Here is an 18,507-nt window from a genome sequence, read left to right on the forward strand (position 1 = left end):
AGATCTCTTTGAGTAAACCTTTTATTTATTTATAATACATCCACTTACCAAACCCAATTGCTTTATAGTTACCTTTTAAAACTCTCCAAATCAACTTTTTAGAAGGCACGACCTTACACCAATCTTGAATTGCACTAGTGGTAATTTTTCTATGAGGAAAAAGAAGTTTAAATTCCTCCACATTCCGCAATATCGCAGAAATAATCTCTTCTTGATTCCCGCACTTATCACATACCAACTTCTTGGCATTGACAGTAACGTTAAATGAATGACACGTTACACAAGTGATCCCCTTTTGTTGTTGATCATAATTATATGAAGGCAACAGAGTATACGGTGATTCAGTAATATGCCTAGAGATAATTTGTTCTGCAAGCTTCTTATGCCAAGCATTAAGCTTTGAAGGTGTATTGTCCAATTTCTCTATAAAACGATTAACTTGTGTAGGAAAAATGATTGGCTCGTTTAACGGTGCTTGATATAAGGTAAACTCGGGGTTATTAAAGACAAGGTATGGTTCAATGTGGACGTTGTATCCGAGGTTACGAAGAAATTGGAGGAGTAAAGATTTACTTCTTTTCAACTGCTGTAGCGGATTCTGTATTTCTATGTCTTTGTTGGACATCTTGTAAAAGTTATCCGATTTGTAGTAATAATCACCATTATAATTTTTTATCTCAATCAGATAAATAGTAGACTGAGAAATAATGAGGGTATCAATTTGAAAATGGGTGTTGTTCGTCTTAAGCAGTAAATCATTTAAAAAGTACAAATCATTTCCTAGGTTTTTTGTCAGCTCGTCAAATCTCTTCTCCCCTTCATAGCCTTTCTCTTGGTTTAAATAATACTGTTTTTCTTCCTCAGTTAAATTCATTCGTACGTTCAATGAACGTAAAATTTTTAACCCATCAGGTTCAGACCGATTCTTTAAAATCATTTCACACAACCTTTCTTAAATTTCAAAACTCTAATTTCATTTTACAAAAGTTGCTGAAGCTTTAGAGTGAAATAAATGAATTTTTTGTTAACATAAAAAAACAAAAAGGCTGCCCCAAGAAAGTCATTTTTCAATGACCTTTGGGCAGCCTACTATCCTCCAATATAGGACATTTCAATTTTTTTGCGGTGTTTACTTGTCTCCTCTGTTCTTTCATCTGAGTAGCGGTCGACCCGACCATTCCAAATATCTGTTATTCGTTTAGACAATTCCTCATCCGTTGCGCCATTTCTCATGAAATTACGGATATCATGGCCATTGCCATTGAACAAACAAGTAAAGATCTGCCCATTTGCCGAAAGCCTTGCCCGTGTGCAGCTGCTGCAGAACGATTCCGAGACTGACGTAATAAATCCTACATTGACATTTGTGTCCTTATAGTGATAAAGCTTTGCCACTTCTCCAAAATAATGCGGATCCACCGGCTCTAACTCAAAATGTTCTATTAACATTTCAAAAATCTGCTTTTTCGTTACCACATCATCCATTTTCCAGCCATTCGTTGAGCCAACATCCATATATTCAATAAAGCGAAGCTCTAACCCATGGCTTTTACAGTATTCAGCCATTGGAATAATTTCTGTATCATTTAATCCTTTTTTAACCACCATGTTGATTTTAACTCCAAGTCCAGCCTGCTTAGCTGCTTGAATCCCATCAAATACAGGCTGAGTTCCAATCCCACGCCCATTTATTTTTCCAAACAGTTCATCATTTAAGCTATCAAGGCTTATGTTTACACGCTTAAGCCCGGCTTTTTTTAAATTATCAGCTAATTTCGGAAGTAATACGCCGTTGGTTGTTAATCCAATATCGGATAAGCCAGCGATATTTGAGAGGTTATTAACAAGTATGGGTAAATCTTTTCGAAGCAAAGGTTCGCCGCCAGTTAGGCGAATTTTTTCTACCCCAAGGCTTACGAAAACCTTGGCAAGGCGTTCTATTTCCTCGTAAGATAATAAAGCATTTTTTGGTAAAAAGACAAAATCCGAACCAAATTGGTCTGCAGGCATGCAATATTGACAGCGAAAATTGCAGCGGTCAGTAATCGAAATTCTTAAATCCCGTAACGGCCGGTTGAGTTTATCTTTAATAATGGTTTTGTCCATTCTCATCAACTCCATTAATTAAACGAAACTAGTTATTTATTATTATTTTATCAATTATGCCAGTTAAAAACTGTTACTTAATTCACTGCCTTCTAATTCTCATCATATCAGATGATGACAATTTAAATGAGTGTTTTGGTGAAAATTTCATATTTTTGTATCAAAGTCCATCAATGCTATTATTTATAGGCTGTGTTATACTTGCCTGTTGATTTGCGCTCCAGGCGCTTCGCTTTCCGCGGGCGTTCCGGGGAGCCTCCTCGGCGCTTAAAGCGCCTGTGGGGTCTCCCCTGCCCCGTACTCCCGCAGGACGTTGAATAAACATCCTTGAATCAACACCGCACGAAGGAAATGCGATAGCATTTTCGAGGATCTCACGCCTTCCGGTCCAATCAACATTGTTTCAAAAATCAACAATGACCTTTAACACAGCCTATTTATTAAAAACAGAACATGAGTTTTCACTATATTGTCATTGTTTACTCAGTTTTAATATATCATCCTGCGTTAAAATAAGTATAACTAAATCAACAATTTATTTTTGAGGGGAAAATAATTGATGACTACCATAAAACCAACCCATTCCATTGAGATAATTGAACTATTAAAATTTGCTGATCGGAAATTTATAAGTGAGCGTGGAACTTTTTTATATCAAGAAGGAATGGTGGCAGATGAGCTTTTTGTAATCATGTCCGGAAAAATTCAAATCAGTAAAATAACTACTGATGGCCGTGAACTTTCGCTAAGGATTTGCGGTGCCAATGATATTTGTGGAGAATTGACCCTCTTTACCGACGATCCAAGATACTTATTAAGTGCAATGGTTTTGGAAGAAGGTGAAGTCTTCGCGATTAAAAAAGACGTCATTGAAAGTGAAATCTTTCAAAACAGTAAACTCGCCTTTGAATTTTTAAAATGGATGAGTGACCACTTCCGAAAAACCCAAACAAAATTTCGCGATCTTGTATTAAACGGTAAACGAGGTGCATTAATTTCAACTCTAATCCGCATGTCCAACAGCTATGGAGTTCAAAAAGGCAATGAAATATTAATTGATTTGCCGCTGACCAACCAAGACCTGGCTAATTTCTGTGGAACATCCCGAGAAAGCACCAACCGTATCCTTAGTGAATTAAAGAAAGAGAAAATCATTTCCGTTAAAAAAGGGAAAATCTCCATTTTAGATTTACAGTATTTAAAAGACGAAATCGGTTGTGAAAATTGTTCGGCTGTGTATTGCAGTATTGAATAGGATTAAGCCTTTTTTTGGAGGATGTCCCAAAAGGGTTTGACCTTATGCCTTTCATTCAATTTATAGTCCTTTATAAGCGAAATAGAGCTATAAATTGCAGGTTTAGAGGTCTGACACTTTGGTTTGGGACATCCTCTTCTTAGCCCCAATATTACTGCGCCTTCTTATCTCTTAATGATTTTGGCATATAGACACAGAATGGTTCACTCTCAAGATAATCTCCGGTCATCGCATAAGCTCTTGACCTTGAACCACCGCAAACATAACGAAATTCACAGACTCCGCATTTTCCTTTAAATTGGTCAGGATTTCTCAGCGATTTAAAAATTGGCGACTCACGATATATTTCTGCTAACGACGTTTCACGGACATTTCCAGCCTTTACTGGTAAAAGACCACTCGGATATACATCACCAATATGGGAAATGAAAACAAAGCCATTTCCATCGTTTACCCCTTTAGGAGCTCGGCCAAGACCATCAATCGATCCTGTTAAGCCTTTTTCGGTTAATGCACTTAAATAATCGATTTCACCTGTTTTTTCTTTTGCTTCCCGCATTTTTTGCTGGATGACAATCCGGCGATAGTGCATTGCCTCAGTTGTCTTAATATCAAAAGGTACCCGCTTGCTAAGATCATAAAGCCACCTAAGTACTTTTTCATGCTCAGCAGGGGATATCATATCAGATACCTGTCCTCTTCCAGTTGGAACAAGAAAAAAAACACTCCAGAGTACACAATTCAAAGCTTCCACCATTTTTGCCATTTCCTCAAGATACTCGTAATTGTATCTTGATATAACGGTATTTATCTGGATTGGAATTTCAAGATCATGTAAATATTTTATTCGCTCCATTGTAAGAGCAAATGATCCAGCAGTGCCACGGAAATGGTCATGAATTTCCGCATTTGGACCATCGATACTAAAGGCCCAACGTGAAAGGCCCACTTCTTTCGCCTTTTGAATGGCTTCCTTCGTTACATTCGGTGTAGCGCTCGGTGTCATCGATACTCTGACGCCTTTTCCTACTGCATATTTGGTAATCTCAAAAATATCTTCCCTCATAAGTGGGTCACCGCCGGTAAAGACCAGCAATGGGTTATTCATATCATATATTTGATTGATTAGATTTTTACCCTCTTCAAATGTTAATTCGCGCGGGTCCCTTGTGTACTGTGCATCCGCGCGGCAATGAAGACATTTTAATTGGCAGGCACGGGTAAGCTCCCATATCACAATAAATGGATCTTTATTAAAATCCCTACTAAAATCCATTTAAAAACACCTCCTTAATGGCCACTGAAGACAGCCTTAATACTAATTATTATAAAGGTGTTAATAGGAGGAAAAAGTGAATTACCTCACACCAAATCTGTGAAATTTGTCTAATTTTCAAAAATAAGAAAGGACATGGCGCACCGAACTCAACATTTTTTCCTAATCTTCAAAAAGAAAAAACAGCAGAAATCTGCTGTTTTTAAGAAATGGTGATTACCTCATATTTTGCTTGAAGCTCGATAAAATGAGCCATCCCGCTGATTTTTCCTACTGTTAATTTGTTTTCTACTTCGTAATGATCGACACAGGTTTTACAAGCAAGAACCTCTACGCCTTTTGCTTCTATTTCTTTTAAGTGAACAGAAACAAAAGAATCCTCTGTCATTGTAAAAACACCACTATTCATGCAAAAAATGGCTGTTGGCAATTCAGGCTGTTGTTTTAAAATCGTGAAATAGGTTTCAAGAATGTTTTCACCAAGCTCCTTGTCACCTCTTCCAAGCTGGTTCGAGCTTACTAAAATCACTTTATTTTTCATTGTTTCCTCTCCAATTAGCGAATTCCTAGAGCGATTTTCGCATATCGTGACATCATATCTTTATTCCATGGTGGATTCCAAACAATATTAACATCCACATCTTTAATTTCTGGAATGTCTGCTAATGAACGTTTCACTTGGTCTACAATCGTTCCAGCAAGGGGACAGCCCATTGCCGTTAACGTCATGTTGACAGTTAACCTTTCTTCATCATCCATTTCTAAATTATATACTAATCCTAAATTTACAATATCAATACCGAGTTCAGGATCGATAACAAGCTCTAGGGCACCCATAATATTTTCTTTTAATTCTTCATTCATGATTTATCACTCCACTTTCTATATCATTGTAAAAGATATTTTTCAAACCAATTTACTGTTGCCTTAATCCCTTCCCTACTTACCTTGTGACCAGCATGGTCGTCAGAAATAAATTTGATTTTTTCCGGTGTCTGATTATATTCTCGCTTAATCGACTCAAAAAAATCATAAGTGAATTGGTACGGCACAACCGGGTCATTTTTCGCATGCCAAAACAGCAATGGTCGTTTATTTAATTTTTCCGGATGGAGGCTAAGGTCGAAGTCTTTTAGTACTGACAGCTGTTCTGCGATTTGTTCTTCGCTCAATGGAAGTTTAAATCCTTGATTTTGAAGCTGTTCCAATTGCCAAAGTGAAAATTGTTCATAGGCAGGCATCCCCATAAGACTAACAGCTGCTTGAATCCAAGGATATTGGGTTAAGGCCCCTAATATGGTAATTCCACCCATAGAAGTCCCAACTACTCCAATTCGATCCAAATCCACTAAGTCTGCTTGAACATAGTATTCCTTTAAAAAATCCATTTCATGGATAGTATTTAAAACAATCTTCCAAAAATGAGAGAATAATTCCTTTTGAGAAAGACCTTCCTCCCTATCTCCATGATACAAAGCCTCAGGTAAAATGACCCGAAAACCTTTTTCAGCCAATAGGTATGCGTAATGAAGGTTATGCTCTTTTGCACTTGTAACACCATGTTCAAAAATAATGAATGGAAGTTGAGCATGACGATCTTCCACTTTAACAACATGTAAAAGGGAAACATTTTTTATCTGTTCTTTTTCTACGATAACCACTTAGTTGCTCCTCCACGAATATAGTATAAAGAATAATACCTTCATTTTAAGTGAGATTTTACATACTTGATAAAAAATTGTTAACATAGTATTTATAGAAGTATTAAAAATATTTTCCATCTAGGTTCATTAAATGCATATTTGTAGTGTATCATGTAAAAAAAATTATTCCTAAAGGAAAGCATCATAATTTCCAAAAGAGAAGGAGCCCACATGACTGAGAGACATTTAATTGCTTTAGATTTAGACGGGACATTATTAAAAGATAATAAAACGATTTCTCCTAAAACAAAAAAAGTCATTGAAAAAGCAAAAGCTGAAGGACATATCGTTATGATTGCAACAGGAAGACCTTATCGTTCCAGTGAAATGTATTATCATGAACTTGAATTGGATACACCTATTGTCAATTTTAATGGTGCTTTTATGCATCATCCCAAGAGTCCAAGTTGGGGATTTTTCCATGAACCATTGGATGTAAAAGTAGCCAAAGACATTGTTGAGGCCTGTCGGTCTTTTAATTTCCATAATATTATTGCTGAAGTAATGGACGATGTATATTTTCACTATCACGATGAAAAACTGCTTGAAATTTTTAATTTTGGTAATCCCCAAGTTACCACCGGCGATCTAGCTAGTTATCTACACGATTCTCCAACTAGTTTGTTAATCCATACGGAAGAGGACGAGCTTCAGTCAATTCGCCGACATTTAGCCGAAGTACACGCTGAAGTAATTGAACAACGGAGCTGGGCTGCACCATGGCATGTAATTGAAATTATTAAAGTCGGTTTAAATAAAGCAGTCGGTTTAAAAAGAGCCGCTGATTATTATGGAATCCCCTCTGAAAGAATTATCGCATTTGGTGACGAAGACAATGATTTAGAAATGATTGAGTATGCTGGCCATGGTATAGCGATGGGAAATGCGATTGACCAAGTGAAAAATATTGCCAATGAAATCACGCTCAGCAATGAAGAGGATGGCATCGGTGTATTTTTAACAGATTTGTTACATTTAAAATAGTCTTTGTTTACCTAAAATGAATGGATTTCATTTGGAGCATACTAATTTTGAGGCAGCGTTTGCTGTTTCAAGCGAAGCTCAACATTGGAGGGATTCTAATGGGTAAACGAAACAAATCGAAACGCTTTGTCCAGCAAGGAAAGGATACCGTCAGCAAACATGATGAGCGTATTCCCTATCACATGACCTACGCTGAAGCGGAAGCACAGAAAATGGCGAATGTGCATGATTCCTCGCTTGGAGGAATATAAAAAATGGGCAACCAATTATTCCAAGAAGCAAGAAGATTTGTGGAGATGGCAAAAACAGCCGACCCTAAGGAACGCGAGTCAGTTGTAGAAAAGGCGAGAAACGCCCTAAGTTCTGCATATGCCAATTCGACTTTTGCAGAACAAAAACAGCTCCAAGAAATGCAAACTGAGCTTGAGCAAGTAAGTAAGCTGCACTAAAGAAAAGCGGAAACGTCATATGGGCGTTTCCGCTTTTCTAGTACAGCTTCAAGCAATGGGACTAATAGCCGGACAAAGGCGCTAATGATAATGTTATTCAAACTCCTCTAAAATAACTGGGTATGTGTGAATGATTTTATTTTCTTTGCTCCGTTCATAAAGATGAAGGATTAGCGAACCATGACTAGGAAGTTTTTCTTGAGGGATTTGAATATGAATCTTAAAAGGGACCCAACTCATGGATTCACCTTCGGTCACATATTGCTTTTCTTTCATAAACTCGACATGCCCATCTTCAACAGTATAATAAAACATCCCATTACCTGTTCTTGCTTCACCGGTAATCATATAACTACCTTTATTCCCTTCCTTTTCAATATGACGAAAAACGGGATTTTCTTCAGGAACAATCATTTTTTGAATGCTAATCAGCCTGCTCCGATCTTTTACTGGTTCGCCGTTTAGACTTGTCGGAAGCAGAGATGCTTTTACCGTGTATTCCCCTTGTGAAACTCTTTTTCCCTTATATAGGTAATCCCATTTTTCAATCCGCTTATAGGTTTGATGTGGTTCGATTGTAACTGTCTGAAAAGCCTGTAAAAAATAGCGTCCCTTTGAATAAACATAAACTTCTTTACCAATTGAGTCTAAAACTGTTAGCTCCATTATTTGGGAAGTAGGGAATTCAAAGTGCAACGGGATATCCTCGTCATTTTTGATAACAATTTCAAAATCCACATGTTCAGGACCTGCCGTAGGAATTACATAAAATTTAAAATCCAGCTGATTTAACCCCTCCCCCTCCACTTTCATTATGATTGAAAAGAAAAAAATGATTACCATTAGGTAAATTCTCATAGCACTCTCCATGTTCCTTTAGTTTTTTCAAAATCAATCAGGTCATCATCTTTACTCCGTACCCCATTGATCTTTATCCATTACTCATGATTGTAATTTTCCTGCGAAACCGATAAACTTAAAGAAATGATTTTGCTTGAAAGTAGGTGAGCTCGTGCAAGTAAAAATACTAGCTGACAGCGCATGTGATTTACCACTTAGTTTTTACACAGAAAACAATGTCACCCTTATCCCTCTAAAGGTTCATATTCTTGACAAGGAATACGAGGATGTAAAAACCATCAACCCCAAAACAGTTTATGATGCTATTCGTAGTGGAGTTGTACCAAAAACATCCCAAGCTTCTCCGCTTGTATTCGAAGATGTTTTTACAACCATGGCAGAAAATAATGAGGATGGAATCTATATAGCACTCTCATCCGAACTATCCGGAACGTATTCTACTGCTGTTATGATTCTTGACCAAGTAAAGGAAAAATATCCAAACTTTCAATTAACGATTGTCGATTCAAAATGTGCATCTCTTGGGCAGGGTCTTGCAGTGATGGAAGCTACCAGACTCGCAGCTAATCATGTTCCTAAAGAGGAAATTTTGAAAGATGTTATTTTCAGATGCAAACATATGGAGCACCTTTTTACTGTTGAGGATTTAGATTATTTGGCCAAAGGAGGCCGAGTATCCAAGGCATCCGCCTTCCTTGGTGGCTTATTAAATATTAAGCCGGTATTAAACGTAGAGGATGGAAAGCTTGTCCCAATTGAGAAAATTCGAGGTAAAAAGAAGGTACTTCGCCGCTTAATCGACATTATGAAAGAACGCGGGGACAATTTGCAGGAACAAATTATTGGGATTAGCCATGCGGATAATGAAGAAACGGCAATTGAAATAAAAAAAATGCTGGATGAAGAGATTCATCCAAAAGAGGTCTACATTTCTACGATTGGCTCAACAATTGGAGCCCATACTGGAGCTGGGACTGTTTCCATATTCTTTTTGAATCAAATTCCCGAATAAGTAAAAAGAGTGAGGCAGGTTCCTCACTCTTTTAATTTTGTCCAGATCCTAGCCCTCGGAGTCATAAGCCAATCCGTCCTGAAGGTTAAAAAGCACCCTTCATGCCGACTCGTCTTATGCCTGTCGCCCCTGACCACGGCGCTTCCGCTTTTCTAGTTGTCCAGCTCCAGCGCCTAGTCCCTCGGGTCATAAGCCACTTTCAAAATGAAGGCAAAGAACGCCTTCTTTTTGGAAGCGTCTTATGCCTGTCGGGCCTGAACAGGCGCTTCCGCTTTTCTAATTGTCTAGCTCCAGCGCCTAGTCCCTCGGGTCATAAGCCACTTTCAAAATGAAGGCAAAGAACGCCTTCTTTTTGGAAGCGTCTTATGCCTGTCGGGCCTGAACAGGCGCTTCCGCTTTTCTAATTGTCTAGCTCCAGCGCCTAGGGGCTCGGGTCATAAGCCAATCCGTCCTGAAGGTTAAAAAGCAACCTTCAGGACGGCTCGTCTTATGCCTGTCGCCCCTGACCACGGCGCTTCCGCTTTTCTAGTTGTCCAGCTCCAGCGCCTAGCCCCTCGGGTCATAAGCCACTTCCAAAATGAAGGCAAAGAACGCCTTCTTTTTGGAAGCGTCTTATGCCTGTCGGGCCTGAACAGGCGCTTCCGCTTTTCTAGTTATGATCAGTTGTTTTTGAGTATTGATTTTTCCCTGCTTGGCGGTTTTTTTCACGCATCATGTTCTTTTCGTGGCGCAACGCATTATTATCCTTGGCTTTTTTTTCATTATCGGTTGTATTTGGCATTTGCTTACTCCTTTCAAAATTGATTGCAGTTTTAGTGTAATCAATTAAATAAGGAGTATGTAATATTATTTCTTAAATGTCTAGCTTCAGCGCCTAGCCCTCTGGTCATATTCAAGGAAGTCCCTGATCCACGGCTAATGCCGTTCCGCAAGACTGCAAGGAAGCTACTCAGTGAAGCTGTCTCGCTGTGGTGGCTGAAGAGCTGCCTCCTCGCAATTCGTCTTATGCCTGTCGGGGCTGACCAAGGCGCTTCAGCTTTTCTTTATATAAGTCCAATTATCTTCTTGATAAATCTTGCCGTCTTTCATCAGTTTACCAAGCGCCCGTTTAAATGCCCCTTTGCTCAACCCGAACCGCTCTTTGATGTCCTCAGGCATACTTTTATCGCTAAAAGGCATGGCACCATTTCTGCTCACTAAATATTCATAAATTAATGTCGCATCTTGGTCTAATGATTCTTCTTTCCTGGCAAGTAGTGAAACATTTACACTTCCATCTTCCTTAATATCGATTATTCGCCCTTCGACCTTTTCACCTAATCGTGGCTCCTGATCTCGCTGCGATTCATGGATAAATCCTTTAAAACCTTCGATCGTACAAATCCAGCTTCCCACCTTCGCTGTACGGTACACATGTCCTTGAACGTTTTTATTAAAATCCTTCCGCGTTGCTTTTTGCGAAATCGACTGTATGACTTGGTCGCTCGCAAGCTTAGCATAAAGTAAAAAGTTACGATTGACCCTTAAGGTAATATAAAGGTAATCGCCGACTTGAGGCCAGACAGAACGATGTGCTGGCAAGTCGTCTGCACCTAACAAGACGTCCTTTTGGAGTCCAATATTTAAAAAGACCCCTATTTCGGGATTGGTATCAGTAACCTTTACCCACGCATAGCGATCAACCGCTATTTCCGGTATTTTGGTCGAAGCAGTTGTTCTTCCGTGTGAATCAACGTAAAGAAATACTTCCACCTGTTCCCCTTCTACAAGTTCTTTATCCACTTCATTTATATGTAATAATACATCTTCATTTCCATCTGTTAAAAAGTAGCCGAATGGGGCTGTGCGAGCGATGGTTAATGTGGCAGTTTGCCCGACAAGTTCTTTTAGAGACATATATAACTCCTCTTTTCCAACGGTTGTTTGACCTGCTATATTTTACTATAATAGAACCATAAAGTGAAACTTTATCAGATTTCTAATGCTCAAATCATATATTGGAGGTTAAAAAATGTCAAAAGACAGCTCATTTGATATTGTGTCCAAAGTAGATTTTTCTGAAGTAACCAATGCGATTTCGCAAACAATGAAGGAAATTGGGACTCGCTATGATTTTAAAGGTAGCAAAAGCGAGGTAACTCTTGATAAAGAAGAGCTTGTCCTCGTTTCTGACGATGAATATAAAATGGATCAGTTAAAAGATGTTTTGTTTAGTAAACTAATAAAAAGAGGGGTTCCGGTTAAAAACCTCGATTACGGAAAAATCGAAAAGGCATCTGGCGGAACTGTTCGCCAGCGGGCAAAACTTGCCCAGGGCATCGACAAAGAGAATGCTAAGAAAATTAACACGATTATAAAAAACAGCGGTGTTAAGGTGAAAAGTCAAGTGCAGGACGACCAAGTCCGGGTTACAGGAAAAAGCCGGGATGATCTGCAAAAAATTATTTCCTTGGTACGCGAAGCAGATCTTACGATCGATGTACAATTTATTAATTATCGATAATGTAGAACTGATGCGAGGGCTTTTGTCCTTCGCTTTTTTTTATACAAAAAGTGGATTCGCGCATATTTATGATTGGCCCCCTCTAAATCAGCTAGAAAATCATGAATTCAGCCTCATAATTTTAAGCTGTTCTTCTTAAACTAACAAATGTAATGAAGATTTGGAGGTTTTTTTGATGAGTAGCAACCAGAATCAGAAAAAAGTTATGTTTCCCCCTCAGCACCAAAACCATCAGCCTGGGGTAGAAAGCGAAATGGATCCTCTTCCTGTCTCGGTTGACCCTAATTATAAACCTAGCGGAAAACTTACCGGCAAAACAGCCATTATTACCGGCGCTGACAGTGGGATTGGAAAATCAGTTGCTATTTATTTTGCCAAAGAAGGCGCAGATATAGCGATTGTCTACTTAGAGGAACACAAGGATGCCGAGGAAACAAAGAAACTAGTCGAAGCAGAGGGGCGTAAATGCCTGCTTTTTTCAGGAGATATTGGAAGCGAGAATTATTGCAAGGACATTGTTAAAAAAACGATGGAAGCGTTCGGGAAGATCGATATTCTAATCAATAATGCCGCAGAACAGCATCCGCAAAAAAGCATCCTAAATATTACGGCGGCACAGCTTGAAAAAACATTCCGAACCAATATTTTCTCCTTTTTCTTTATGACGAAGATGGCGCTACCACATTTAAATCGTGGAGCAGCAATTATTAATACGGCTTCGATTACTGCCTATGAAGGAAACGAACAACTGCTTGATTATTCTGCCACAAAGGGAGCAATTGTCTCATTTACTCGCTCGTTGTCCATGTCGCTTTCATCACAAGGAATTAGAGTGAATGCCGTTGCACCTGGGCCGATTTGGACTCCACTTATTCCATCAACTTTTACAGCAGACAAAGTGGCAACATTTGGTTCTACTACTCCAATGGGACGTGCAGGGCAGCCATATGAATTGGCCCCAGCCTATGTTTACTTAGCGTCGGATGATTCCTCCTATGTAAGCGGTCAAGTACTTCATGTTAACGGTGGTACTATAGTAAATGGATGAAAGAGAGGATGTCCCAAACAAAGTGTCAAACCCTTTAGGGACATCCTCCTACTGTTTATTTTCTTTTCTTTATTCTCCAAATAAATAAGACAGCCAGAAGATAAACAACCACTAGAGAACCAATCATTGTAAAATTTATGCCACTTTTATTTGTTAATACGTAAATTTCTGCTTTATCACGGTTAAGGATGAGATCATATTTATGATCTTTATTACGGACTAAATCTCCTGCAAGAAGTCCACGTAACTCTTTTCCGCCCACAATTTGATTTTCTGTTAACGTAACATGCTGCGATTTACTCGTGTTGTTGATAGCAATAATCGATGTTTCCCCTTTATAGATCCGTTTATATACAACCATCCCATTCTTTTCGTATAGCATTTCCATTGAACCTCTGGTTAAAGACGGAAGCTGATTTCGTAGCTTGGCAAGGCTTGTGATATAATCAATAAGATCCTTATTCGCTCGGAAATTCATTTGCCCACGATTGTCAGGAATTTCTCCGCCATTTAAAGCAATCTCGCTGCCATAAAAAACAACAGGAATTCCTGGGGTTGTATACAAATAAACTAATGCTGTTTGCCAGCGTGCGCCTGGGAACTGCCTTTTATCGACAATATCCTTTGTAAATCTTGGAGTATTTTCATTATCAAAAAAATTGGCCATTAAAAATGGCTGTTTAAATTGTTCCTTCATCTTTTTTATATCAGAATTTAAGCTACCGAACGACTGATCCGTAGTAGCAAAGAAGTTTCTTAAATGATTACTTTGCTGATCATTTAACATACTGTCAATCCCAGCATTTTCATATATTTTCATATTTGGGGAAGTTTTATCTGCCGGGATTCCCAAAAGGAAGAAGTCCTTCTTCTCTTGCTTTACTGATTTTGAAAAATCACGCCAAAAACTCACTGGAACATTATTGACCTCCGGAAGGCTATACCCATCGATATTTGTTTTCCTAATCCACCAATCAGCTGCATCAATTAAATATTTTTTCACTTCAGGGTTGTCCTGATTTAAGTCAGGTAAACCATCAACCCAGCCATTTTCAACTTCTTGTTGATTATTCCAATCATGGATATCAAGCCTTTTATGGAACCAATCCTGCTTACCTGAATCATTTACCCACGGATGGTCAGTGGCAACGTTATTTGCCACAAAATCAATCACTACCTTCATGTTTCTCTTATGAGCTTCGCTAACAAGCTTTTGAAAGGTCTCGATAGAACCAAAGTGTTTATCAGTTTTATAAAAGTCTTTTACCCAATAGCCATGGTAGCCATTTTTAGAATTAGCGAATATTGGGGTTAAACGGATGGCTGTGAAACCCATATCGTGTATGTAATCAAGCTTATCAATGATTCCTTGAAAATCTCCACCATTAAAGTCATTTGGGTCTTTTGAATTCGTATCAATATCATTTTTCGTATCACCATCATAAAAACGGTCAATCATAATGGAGTAAACGGTCTCATCTTGCCATAATCTTCCTTCCTTATTATCTGCCGCATATACAGGAATGGAAGAACCTAAAAAAATGGCGATAATTATTGGTACAATCTTTTTCATTTTTTTTCCCCCTTTTTAAGAAAAACGAAAGGCGCCCGCCTATCGGCGACAAGCGCAAGACGAGCCGGCAGGATGCCAGCATCACTGAACGTTCATCCTTGCAGACATGCGACGAGGTGAACAATAACTTCTTCGATTATGCTTTGCCGCAGGAGCAAGATTCAAATCAATAGATAAATACTAATTGGCTTGTGACCTCGAGCTGATGGCGCCTCCGCCGAAGAACTTACGTTTTTCGACGTACGAAGTATCGATTTCGAAGCTAACTCTTATGTAGCTGGACAATTCTTGAAGTCGAATTTTATCTTTCTAATCCTAAAAAAGAGAAGGGGATTCTCCCCTTCCCTACTTCCATTTTAATCGAATCATCATTCGATTCCAAATATTTCATTATTAGTTGACAATATTTATCTTGTAATCTTTAAACCAAATATGGAGCTGAATCAAATAGGCCAATAATTGCGGTCCAGTCATCAATTGTCCGAACCAAGGCTCTTTAAAGGAACTGCCACCTGATTCAACTAGGGTAATCAGGTCAGTTTTACTAAAAAATTCATGTAATACTGAGGATTTATCCTTTAAAATATCCTCCATCATTTTTTTGACAGTAGCTGTATATTCAGGATTATGGGTTTTCGGGTACGGGCTCTTCTTGCGATAAAGGACTTCCTCCGGTAAGACCCCTTCAAATGCCTTACGTAGAATTCCCTTTTCCCTCCCTCGATACATTTTCATCTCCCATGGAATATTCCAGACATATTCTACAAGGCGATGGTCAGCAAAAGGTACTCTCACCTCAAGACTAGCTCCCATACTCATCCGATCCTTGCGATCAAGCAGTGTCGTCATAAACCAAATGATATTTAAATAAAAAAGCTCTCTCCGCCTAGATTCTTCTGGTGTTTCTCCGTCTAAGACCGGTGTTTCGTTAATCGTTTGTTTGTACTTCTCGAATACATAATCATTTAGCTTTAGTTTATCCTGCCAATGAGGCTTTAAAAGATTTTGCCGTTCACTAATGGAACGCATCCATGGAAAACCGGAACGTTCTAAATCTTGTTTGCGATGGAACCAAGGATATCCTCCAAATATTTCATCTGCACATTCTCCGGAAAGGCTGACAACAAAGTCTTTTTTTATCTCCTTACAAAACCAAAACAAGGAAGAATCAATGTCTGCCATTCCAGGAAAATCTCTAACATGTGTCGCTTCCAACAAATTATCCACTAATTGCTGTTGAGAAATGATCTTACTATGGTGGGAGGAATTGAACCTTTCATTAATCATTTGGATATATTTTCTATCTGAATCAGGTTGAAATTCATTAGACGTAAAGAACTGGTCGTTTCCTTCATAATCGATAGAATAAGTATGAAGCTGCCCCTTTCCTTCAGTTTTGAAACCTTCTGCAGCAATGGCAGTAATAATACTTGAATCAAGGCCTCCAGACAAGAACGTACATAAAGGGACATCGGAAACAAGCTGTCGTGTTACGGCATCCGTCACTAAAAAGCGTACTTTGTCAGCCGTTTCTTTTTCATTTTCCCTATGCTCTGCACTTTCTACATTCCAATACCGCCAAATCTTCAGTCCATCTTTCGAAAATGTTAAAGCATGAGCAGGCCTCAACTCTTTCATTCCTTTAAAAACTCCGGATCCCGGCGATCTGGACGGACCTAGGCCAAAAATTTCAGCAAGTCCTTCGGAATCCATTTCTGTTTTTATTTCGGGATGTGCGAGAATTGCCTTTATTTCTGAAGCAAAGATAAGCCCCTTATGATGTTCTGTGAAAAATAACGGTTTAACCCCCAAACGGTCTCGCCCGATAAATAGTTGTTCTCGCTTACTATCCCAAATTGCAAAGGCATAGATCCCGTTTAAATAATGCACACACTCTTCTGCCCATTCTATATAGGCCGATATCAGTACTTCAGTATCAGAATGACCATTAAAGGAATATCCTTTAGTATGGAGAACTTTGCGGATATCTTCTGTGTTGTACAATTCCCCGTTGTAACAAATGGTGTATTGATAACCTTCTTTTTGTTTAACCATTGGCTGTCTTCCGCCTTCAGGGTCGACAACAATCAACCGTTTATGCCCAAATCCGACATGTGTATCTGTCCATAGATTTGTTTCATCAGGGCCCCTTTTCGCCAAAGTATTTGCCATCGTTGTGAGAGTTTTCATTTCGTTACAAATTGTTTTTCCAAAATCAATCCAGCCTGAAATCCCGCACATATTCTCCTGCACGCCCTTTCTAATTGAACGACTGTTCACGAATCATGGTTTATAGTATTCAGCCCACCTTAAATGGTTATTTGTCCTTAATTAGAATAAAGTTAAAACAATCTTTGAAAGGGTTGTTGACACGAACATTTAATTATTTCTAAATTCTATATACTTAATCTTTAATTTGATAGCAGTTATAAAATTTCATGAAGATGTCTACAAAGATGATGAAAGCATCTGGCACGGAGGTTAATGATGAATCGACAACAACGAATAAAACTATATGATATTCAACAAAGAGCTTTTAATGAAGGAAATGTTGAGCAAATTAATGGTCAATGGATTTTTTTTGATGAGGAAACAGAGGAAGCATCCATGTTAGATGATTACCTTCAACAGAAGGTCGAAATTTTTCGTTTAAATCGTTGGCGAAATGGAATCTTGTATGAATCAGGTAAAGTCCTCTGTGGTAAAGAAACAATTATGATTCGTGACCATGATTTAGTGAGGATTAGAAAGCATCTTATCTACTCGTTGGAACGATTATTAGATGGAATAAATGACGATGCATTTTTCCAATTTGTTATGACATTAAACTCTTTAAATTTCTCAATTTACGACTGTATTTATTGTTATAACCATTTATCATTCTTATCAGATGAAAACCGTAAAGATGGTGTCAATTTTATGGTATTTGATAATCAGGAGCAAATTTGTAATGTTCAGCACCACTTCTGCTACTTCGAAAAGGTTAATGATCGGTTTGAATTCACATTAAATACAGGAAAGAGACTAATCATTGAAAAGTTGATATCCTAATAGAAAAGAGGGTGTCCCTAAAGTAACTTTTTAGGGGCACCCCCTTTCTTTATTAATGGTCTGTTAAACTTTGTCTGTTGATTTCCGCTCTAGGGGCGGTCCGGGGAGCCTCCTCGGCGCTAATGCTCCTGCGGGGTCTCCCCTGCCCCGTACTCCCGCAGGAGTCGAGCACCTTCCGCTCCAATCAACATTGTTGTACATATAGTGGTGCCTGTCACCTTTTGGAACAGCCTCTTTTACATATATTTTACAGATAAAAAAAAGACTGCCCATTTCCAGGCAGTCTCTTCTACGATTCATTTCTCTTATGGATGGAAAATTGACATCGGTAATTTTATAAACCCTAAATATAAAACAAGCAAAAATACAATAATAAATTGAAACCAGAAAACTGAGGTCCTTCTGTTTTTTGCAGTTCTGATAAGAATCATTTCAACTAACCCGATAACCCAAAGACCTCCAACTGCTTTAAGGATATACCAAACGTCAATATGATAAACCATGGAAAGAAGTCCTACACCTGTTCCAATAATGATTAGATAGAACACTCTTATAATCATATGTAGAATTTTAAATCCTTTTGTTTTTCCGTTCTTATGTAGTGAAAGTGCGACTGCGAAAAGTACAATAGCAATAAACCATGCCGTCACATGAGCGTGTATCATTTCATTCCCCCCTTATGTAAT

Annotated in this window: 20 protein-coding genes; 8 read left to right on the forward strand and 12 right to left on the reverse strand. The window is 38.5% G+C overall.

The window, feature by feature from the left end:
* Positions 1-25 precede the first annotated feature (25 nt).
* Positions 26-937: a nuclease-related domain-containing protein gene (locus tag BN1082_RS16885; protein ID WP_090636045.1), complete on the reverse strand. Its 912-nt coding sequence runs from the start codon at positions 935-937 to the stop codon at positions 26-28.
* 152 nt (positions 938-1,089) lie between these two features.
* Complete coding sequence (moaA, locus tag BN1082_RS16890; RefSeq protein ID WP_090636048.1) at positions 1,090-2,106, reverse strand: GTP 3',8-cyclase MoaA; 1,017 nt, start codon at positions 2,104-2,106, stop codon at positions 1,090-1,092.
* Positions 2,107-2,665: 559 nt separating this feature from the next.
* On the opposite strand from moaA, the gene BN1082_RS16895 reads away from it, so the two are divergent.
* Entirely contained in the window at positions 2,666-3,361 is a 696-nt protein-coding gene (locus BN1082_RS16895) for a Crp/Fnr family transcriptional regulator (protein WP_090636051.1), read from the forward strand.
* A 151-nt stretch (positions 3,362-3,512) separates the two neighbouring features.
* Here the strand turns inward: BN1082_RS16895 and BN1082_RS16900 are convergent, their stop codons facing one another.
* The 4 genes from BN1082_RS16900 to BN1082_RS16915 all read right to left on the reverse strand — a co-directional run bounded on the left by BN1082_RS16900 (position 3,513) and on the right by BN1082_RS16915 (position 6,298).
* A complete protein-coding gene (locus BN1082_RS16900) occupies positions 3,513-4,637 on the reverse strand; it encodes a TIGR04053 family radical SAM/SPASM domain-containing protein (protein ID WP_090636054.1) in 1,125 nt (374 codons plus the stop codon).
* Positions 4,638-4,839: 202 nt separating this feature from the next.
* Positions 4,840-5,178, reverse strand: coding sequence for a DsrE family protein (locus BN1082_RS16905; protein ID WP_090636057.1), 339 nt, complete (start codon positions 5,176-5,178; stop codon positions 4,840-4,842).
* Between the two features lie 14 nt (positions 5,179-5,192).
* A complete protein-coding gene (locus BN1082_RS16910; RefSeq protein WP_090636060.1) occupies positions 5,193-5,501 on the reverse strand; it encodes a metal-sulfur cluster assembly factor in 309 nt (102 codons plus the stop codon).
* A gap of 23 nt (positions 5,502-5,524) precedes the next feature.
* The gene (locus tag BN1082_RS16915; protein ID WP_090636063.1) at positions 5,525-6,298 is read right to left on the reverse strand and encodes an alpha/beta fold hydrolase; all 774 of its coding nucleotides are present in this window, start codon (positions 6,296-6,298) and stop codon (positions 5,525-5,527) included.
* Between the two features lie 213 nt (positions 6,299-6,511).
* On the opposite strand from BN1082_RS16915, the gene BN1082_RS16920 reads away from it, so the two are divergent.
* The 3 genes from BN1082_RS16920 (at position 6,512) to BN1082_RS16925 (ending at position 7,773) form a co-directional block, all read left to right on the forward strand.
* Entirely contained in the window at positions 6,512-7,324 is an 813-nt protein-coding gene (locus BN1082_RS16920; protein ID WP_090636066.1) for a Cof-type HAD-IIB family hydrolase, read from the forward strand.
* 98 nt (positions 7,325-7,422) lie between these two features.
* Complete coding sequence (locus BN1082_RS27705) at positions 7,423-7,575, forward strand: hypothetical protein (RefSeq protein WP_175477989.1); 153 nt, start codon at positions 7,423-7,425, stop codon at positions 7,573-7,575.
* Between the two features lie 3 nt (positions 7,576-7,578).
* Positions 7,579-7,773, forward strand: coding sequence for a DUF3813 domain-containing protein (locus BN1082_RS16925; RefSeq protein ID WP_090636068.1), 195 nt, complete (start codon positions 7,579-7,581; stop codon positions 7,771-7,773).
* Between the two features lie 93 nt (positions 7,774-7,866).
* Here BN1082_RS16925 and BN1082_RS16930 read toward each other — a convergent pair whose 3' ends face one another.
* The gene (locus BN1082_RS16930; protein ID WP_176699845.1) at positions 7,867-8,631 is read right to left on the reverse strand and encodes a BsuPI-related putative proteinase inhibitor; all 765 of its coding nucleotides are present in this window, start codon (positions 8,629-8,631) and stop codon (positions 7,867-7,869) included.
* A 154-nt stretch (positions 8,632-8,785) separates the two neighbouring features.
* Here BN1082_RS16930 and BN1082_RS16935 point away from each other — a divergent pair, with 154 nt between their 5' ends.
* Positions 8,786-9,646, forward strand: a complete 861-nt coding sequence (locus tag BN1082_RS16935) for a DegV family protein (RefSeq protein WP_090636073.1) — start codon at positions 8,786-8,788, stop codon at positions 9,644-9,646.
* 649 nt (positions 9,647-10,295) lie between these two features.
* Here BN1082_RS16935 and BN1082_RS16940 read toward each other — a convergent pair.
* The gene (locus BN1082_RS16940; protein ID WP_090636075.1) at positions 10,296-10,427 is read right to left on the reverse strand and encodes a DUF3941 domain-containing protein; all 132 of its coding nucleotides are present in this window, start codon (positions 10,425-10,427) and stop codon (positions 10,296-10,298) included.
* Between the two features lie 251 nt (positions 10,428-10,678).
* Positions 10,679-11,542 carry a CvfB family protein gene (locus BN1082_RS16945; RefSeq protein WP_090636077.1) on the reverse strand — a complete coding sequence of 288 codons (864 nt, stop codon included), beginning with the start codon at positions 11,540-11,542 and terminating at the stop codon, positions 10,679-10,681.
* Between the two features lie 115 nt (positions 11,543-11,657).
* Between BN1082_RS16945 and BN1082_RS16950 the strand changes: the two genes are divergently transcribed.
* Positions 11,658-12,149, forward strand: a complete 492-nt coding sequence (locus BN1082_RS16950; protein ID WP_090636080.1) for a YajQ family cyclic di-GMP-binding protein — start codon at positions 11,658-11,660, stop codon at positions 12,147-12,149.
* A gap of 175 nt (positions 12,150-12,324) precedes the next feature.
* Positions 12,325-13,197 carry an SDR family oxidoreductase gene (locus tag BN1082_RS16955; protein WP_090636082.1) on the forward strand — a complete coding sequence of 291 codons (873 nt, stop codon included), beginning with the start codon at positions 12,325-12,327 and terminating at the stop codon, positions 13,195-13,197.
* Between the two features lie 55 nt (positions 13,198-13,252).
* On the opposite strand, the gene BN1082_RS16960 is transcribed toward BN1082_RS16955, so the two are convergent.
* Together BN1082_RS16960 and asnB are read right to left on the reverse strand one after the other, a co-directional pair.
* Entirely contained in the window at positions 13,253-14,770 is a 1,518-nt protein-coding gene (locus tag BN1082_RS16960) for an alpha-amylase family glycosyl hydrolase (protein WP_090636084.1), read from the reverse strand.
* 393 nt (positions 14,771-15,163) lie between these two features.
* The gene (gene asnB, locus BN1082_RS16965; protein ID WP_090636086.1) at positions 15,164-17,011 is read right to left on the reverse strand and encodes an asparagine synthase (glutamine-hydrolyzing); all 1,848 of its coding nucleotides are present in this window, start codon (positions 17,009-17,011) and stop codon (positions 15,164-15,166) included.
* 246 nt (positions 17,012-17,257) lie between these two features.
* Here asnB and BN1082_RS16970 point away from each other — a divergent pair, with 246 nt between their 5' ends.
* Positions 17,258-17,821 (forward strand): DUF2777 domain-containing protein, encoded by a 564-nt coding sequence (locus BN1082_RS16970; protein ID WP_090636089.1) that lies wholly within the window; start codon positions 17,258-17,260, stop codon positions 17,819-17,821.
* Positions 17,822-18,126: 305 nt separating this feature from the next.
* Here BN1082_RS16970 and BN1082_RS16980 read toward each other — a convergent pair whose 3' ends face one another.
* Positions 18,127-18,486, reverse strand: a complete 360-nt coding sequence (locus tag BN1082_RS16980; RefSeq protein ID WP_090636095.1) for a YisL family protein — start codon at positions 18,484-18,486, stop codon at positions 18,127-18,129.
* Positions 18,487-18,507: the final 21 nt, after the last annotated feature.

The organism is Neobacillus massiliamazoniensis (assembly GCF_001048695.1).
Classification (GTDB): domain Bacteria; phylum Bacillota; class Bacilli; order Bacillales; family Cytobacillaceae; genus Neobacillus; species Neobacillus massiliamazoniensis.